General features: G+C 43.3%; 4 protein-coding genes. 3 read left to right on the forward strand and 1 reads right to left on the reverse strand.

Features of this window, described 5'->3' with window-relative positions; translation table 11 throughout:
- Positions 1-1077, reverse strand: a 1077-nt coding sequence (gene ccoN, locus A3735_RS06145) for a cytochrome-c oxidase, cbb3-type subunit I (protein WP_068637767.1), incomplete at its 3' end; no start/stop codon positions are given.
- A gap of 348 nt (positions 1078-1425) precedes the next feature.
- Here ccoN and A3735_RS06150 point away from each other — a divergent pair.
- The 3 genes from A3735_RS06150 to A3735_RS06160 form a co-directional block, all read left to right on the forward strand.
- A complete protein-coding gene (locus A3735_RS06150; protein WP_156491928.1) occupies positions 1426-4038 on the forward strand; it encodes an RND family transporter in 2613 nt (870 codons plus the stop codon).
- The gene (locus A3735_RS06155; RefSeq protein WP_068506535.1) at positions 4035-4919 is read left to right on the forward strand and encodes an outer membrane lipoprotein-sorting protein; all 885 of its coding nucleotides are present in this window, start codon (positions 4035-4037) and stop codon (positions 4917-4919) included. The genes A3735_RS06150 and A3735_RS06155 overlap by 4 nt, the downstream gene beginning before the upstream one ends.
- Before the next feature lie 11 nt (positions 4920-4930).
- The coding region (locus tag A3735_RS06160; protein WP_156499454.1) for a DUF1302 family protein at positions 4931-5697 on the forward strand (767 nt) is incomplete at its 3' end.

The raw sequence follows: 5697 nt of genomic DNA on the forward strand, positions 1-5697 counted from the left end.
AATAAAAGCAACCCAACCAAGCGCACCTGAATGAACGTGCCCAACTGTCCAGTCAGTATAGTGAGATAGTGCGTTGACGGTTTTTATCGACATCATTGGCCCTTCAAAGGTCGACATGCCATAGAACGATAGGGATACAATCAGGAACTTAAGGATCGGGTCAGAGCGTAACTTATCCCATGCGCCAGATAGCGTCATGATACCGTTGATCATACCACCCCATGACGGAGCTAATAGAACCAAGGAGAACACCATACCAAGTGACTGGGCCCAGTCTGGTAGAGCAGTGTATTGCAAATGGTGCGGACCAGCCCACATGTAAATAGAGATCAAAGCCCAGAAGTGTACAACTGATAATCTATAGGAGTATACAGGGCGATTCGCACGCTTTGGAACGAAGTAGTACATCATGCCTAAAAACGCCGCAGTTAGGAAAAAGCCAACAGCATTGTGTCCATACCACCACTGAGTCATTGCATCGGTTGCACCCGAAAAGACAGGGTAGGAATGAGTCAGGCTAGTAGGAATAGATAAGTTGTTAACGATATGAAGTACCGCTACAGCGATAATGAACGCTGCATAGAACCAGTTAGCAACGTAGATATGCGAAACGTTTCGCTTTACCAACGTGCCGAAGAATACAACACCATAGCTAACCCAAACGATTGCAATGAGTAGGTCTATTGGCCAGATTAGCTCTGCATACTCTTTGCCTTGCGTAAAACCAAGAGGCAGAGTGATTGCTGCTAATACAATGATTAACTGCCAACCCCAAAAGGTAAACTTCGCCAGACCAGGCGCGAACAGTGTCGTATGACATGTCCTTTGGACTATGTAATAAGAGGTTGCAAAGAGTGCACAACCACCAAACGCAAAGATTACTGCATTCGTATGTAAAGGCCGCAAGCGGCTAAAAGTTAAATACGGTAAATCGAAATTTAGTGCGGGCCATGCAAGTTGCGCGGCGATAAGCACACCGACAAGCATTCCGACAATTCCCCAGACTACCGTCATAATGGTGAATTGCCGAACTACTCCATAATCGTAGTTCTTAGGTTGAATAGGCGTTTGATTCATATGATTCACGTTCCTTATTATTTGCCAAAAGTTGGAAGCAAGCCGATTCTGTAGCGCCTCTACCTACTTTGCCTTGATGTATGTCAAGTGGGGTATATATTTATTCCTTTTATCAAGTGCTTAAGGGGTGGGGTTGATATACATCAAAGTGGGTAGTTTAGATTTTGTACAATTAACTAAAATTGAGAACTGATTGCTATTTTAGTTATGGCCTTTATAGCTTTCTGTAAATGAAATTCGTTATCATTGCTTACGCATTTGAATAACAACAAAACTGCAGCATTCTTCAAATTTGCTATACAAAGTCATCGTCAGCGCCTTGCCCAACTAATTGAATGGATCCTACTTTTGCAAAATTATCTCTCTAGTCTTAATTCCTTTTTCGAGCGAGCTCCGGATTATCTACTTAAGCGCCGTTTGTTTGTCGTCAGCCTCTTCTTTGTTATCTCTGCGGCTTTTATTTACGCAATGGTCACTAAGTTTACGATGGATATGTCCCTCGAAAGCTGGTTCAAAGATGATGATCCAACTAAAGTTTCTTTAGATAAATATCGACAGCAGTTTGGCAGTGATGACGGCATCTATATTGTTTACGAAGCTCAGGATGGAAATGTTTTCTCATCAAAATCTGTAGCCACTATTAGGGCCTTTCACCAGCAGCTCGATGACCACCGGCTTGGACTAAGCAGCGAAGATGTTTCTCCAGAATTTGATCGTGGAATACTTCAGCGAATTGATCAAATTGACAGTTTGTACAATGCGCGGTATCAGGTAGCAGATAAAGACACGCTTATCTCTAAGAAATTGTACGCTCAGGATTATCCAACTAGCGATCTCGAGCTAGAGCAACGAAAATCTATTGCGCTAGGGCAGGACGCTTTTAAGTTAGCGTACTTTTCGCCAGATCATAGATTCGGCGGTATTCGTATAAAAACCGATTTTGGCGTTATCTCTTCCTCAGAACCCCAGGTTGACGAAGGTGTTGATTTACTCCAAGGCGATGAATTTGAGTTTGATGACGCAGCAGTTGAGATAGTGTCAACGGAGCTCAGTGATGAGCCTATTGATTTTGAAGAAATGAGTATGGATGAGTACTTAGTTTTTATGACGTCTCTGCGTACCGTTGCTGCAAAGCCTGAATTCGCTCATTTCAGTTTCCACTTTACAGGCAACGCCGCCATGATGGAGTTTGCCATGAACAATATGGCTCAAGCGTCGATGTTAATGGGCTTAATGCTATTGGCCGTTGTTACCTTGCTGTGGATACTGTTTCGCTCTTTTTCAGCTGTCGTTTGGCCGGTCGTTGTGATTTCGTTTTCGGCCTTCTGGTCTATAGGTTTTCTGAGCGCAATTGGCGTTACTTTGTCGACAATGGTGAGTCTGTCATTCATGTTGATACTGGCCGTTGGAACTGCTGACTGTGTACATGTGCTGAGCGCATATATGCTATACAGACAAGAAGGTGAGGAGCATCGCCCTGCGATGCGAATGGCCTATCGCAAAACCGGCATCCCTATATTTTTAACAACCATCACGACCATGGCGGGTATGATGGCCCTGATGATTAGCGATCTACCTCAAATAGCCATCTTTGGTTTAAATTCTGCCCTAGGTGTCGGTGTAGCTTTCATTTTTACATTATTTCTTTTACCTGTACTACTAGATCTCTGGCATCCGTATCATCTGAAAGCGTCCAAGAAAGCCGAGGCAAAGAAGAGCAAGTATGCGTCGGGTGGAGGTGCAGGAAGAGCAAGTTCGCTTCAACACTTCCTTGATAAAATACCCGCGTACATTAAAAGAAAGAGTAAAGTTGTCACGCTTTGTTATATCGCGCTTTTCGGCTTGTTTGTAATTGGTACGCTTCAAGTAAAAATTGACTCAAATTTAGTCGAATTGGCAAAAGAAGATGCACCGATTCGGGTTACTTACGATTTGGTCGACAAGGAGATGATGGGGGCACAGAATCTCGAGTTTATTGTTGACATGAAATCGTCTGATGCGCTTAAAGAACCGGCAGTACTTAAGGTGATTGATGCCTTCCAGGCTCACTTGGTCGAAACCTACCCTGACAGCGTTGTTAAAACCTTTTCTTTGGCTGATTTCGTAAAAGATACAAATAAGGTAATGCATGAAGGGGACCCCACTTATGATCGCGTGCCGGAAGACCCAGTTCTAGCGGCGCAGCTCCTTTACCTCTTTGATAATGCCAACAGCCGAGACCGAAGAAATGTTGTAAGCGATGACTACTCCAAGACTCATATTTCAGCTCAATTGCGGAACAAGGGCTCGTTCGAATACACCCATTTCTTTGAGCAGGTTCAACTTGACCTAGATCGTTATTTTGAACCTTTAAAGGCTCAGTATCCAGATCTTGAAGTAAGTGTTACAGGTCAGTTAGCCTTAATGATGGAGTTAATCGATCACATCAGCTGGGCACAAATCAAGAGTTTCGCTTTTGCACTGGTTATTATCACAATCTTGTTAATATTCTCTTTAGGTTCTGTGCAAGCAGGGTTGATTTCAATGATTCCTAATCTCCTGCCAGCATTCTTTACCTTCGGTCTGATGGGCTTGCTAGATATACCTTTAGATACGGACACGTTGATTATTGCTCCCTTAATTATTGGTATTGCCGTGGATGACACTATTCACTTTGTTGCACATTATCGAGATGCGTGGTTTGAACTTGGTGATGTTGACGCGGCTCTTAAAAGCACCATCTCAGAAGTTGGCCAGGCGGTAACATTTACTACCCTAGTCTTAGGGATTGGCTTTTCAATGCTTGCCTTCTCAGACTATATGGGACTGGCAAAAACCGGTATTTTTGGTTCATTATCAATCGTAGTTGCTTTGTCTTCAGACTTACTATTACTGCCTGCCTTGATAAGCTGGCTAAAACCAGATTTAGGGCGGAAAAAACATATGGCAGCGCTTGTTCGTCAAGAGGAGGTCGGCGCATGAAAACGATAAGCTTTAAGGTCTCGGCCTTGGTGATGCTAATTGCATTTAGCACACTGTCTCAAGCTGCTAATGATGCGAAAAGTATTATGGAAAAAGTGGATGTAGTTCAGCGAGAAACGGCTGATATGAACTTAAGTCTATCGACACTTTCTTCTTGTCCTTTTCAAATCAAGAGCAAGAAAGTGTCGTGCACCGAGTCAAAACGAATCAAACGATTTGAATCCTACAGCATTCAGGCTGGCGTTAATAAAAAAGACAGCAAAGCTATCTCTATCATTCTAGAACCCGCCCGCGAAAAAGGTGTGGGCATGCTGACATATAGCTACGAAGATGATTCAAGAGATACCGAGTCTTGGTTATACCTGTCTGCCTTGGGGAAGGTGAAACGAATGGTGAGTGGCTCATCTGATGATCAAGAACCAGTCGCTTTCTTTGGTTCTGAGTTTACAACAGAAGATATGGAAAGTGGCAAAACTGATGAATATGACTACAAGATTTTGCAAGAAGGAAAGTACGGTCAAACTCAAGTTTGGGTTATAGAAGCGAAACCAAAGCCTGTGCGTCTAAGAAAGACTAACTATAGCAAGCTACTTCTATGGATTGATAAAGAAAAATTTGTAGCGCTTAAAGTGCAAGGTTACGACAAGCATGGCAAGCTTTATAAGCGCACCCTGATGAAAAAATACGAGAAGCTGTCCGGGAAGTGGCTAGCGCGTGAAATTACGGTCTTTAATCTGCAATCTAAGCGTTTATCAACCATCGTAAATGAACAAGTTGTTCTTGGCGTTGCGCTAGATGAAGCGTTTTTGACCCAGCGTAGCCTCAACGATTTTGCCTTCCGTGAACAGCATTTGTCGAAACTGAGAAAGCACTTTAAGTGATAGTTACTCTAATGCTTAGATTTCTACTAGTCACTTATTTGCTCTCATATTGTGGCCTTGCTATATGTGAAGACTTACTAGAGCAGGATGAGGTCTACGATGATACTAGCTTACTTGCTGAAGAATCACTGTTACTTAGCGATGAATTCGAACTAGGCGAAGACTCGCACGAAAGGCCAGGTTCGTCTTCAGCTATGCTCATAGATATATTTAGCGTGTCTGTCACGCGTGAATTGGCATACGGTCGGCATGTTGAACAGTCAAATATTGGTATGAGGCTTGAGCTGGATACACCCCTTTGGTCGGGTGCGTATGCACGTATAGATTATGAGGTAACACACTTTTTCTCTCCAGATAATCTATCTCGCGACTATGGAGAGCCCTATACGAATAGTGAGTTAAATGAAGCCTGGTTGCAGGTAAGTTTTTCGGATTGCGTTGCAAAGCTTGGACGTCAAACCTTATTCTGGGGGCGAGTAGAGGGTGCTAATGCGCTTGATGTCATATCACCAGTTGACTTCACTAAACCCTTATTGACTGATTTTAGTGATATCCGACTCTCGTCAGAGATGGCTCTTTTTCGCTGCTATCAAAACGATCTTACAGCTGAGCTGTTCTATCAAGAAGATGCTCTGTTGAATCGTTTCTCTCATTTCGAAAGCGAATTAGAAAGTATTGCCAGATCAGGGGTGGGCGACGAATGGGGAGGGCGTTTAAGTTTGGCTAAGCAGGCTTTTGATCTCTCGTTAAGCTATGCCCGCCTGTATGCTAATCAGTT

Source organism: Oleiphilus sp. HI0061 (genome assembly GCF_001635675.1).

What these genes read in the sequence shown, in the direction of transcription:
- A3735_RS06155 (WP_068506535.1), top strand. Translation starts at nt 4,035, where the DNA reads ATGAAAACGATAAGCTTTAAGGTCTCGGCCTTGGTGATGCTAATTGCA.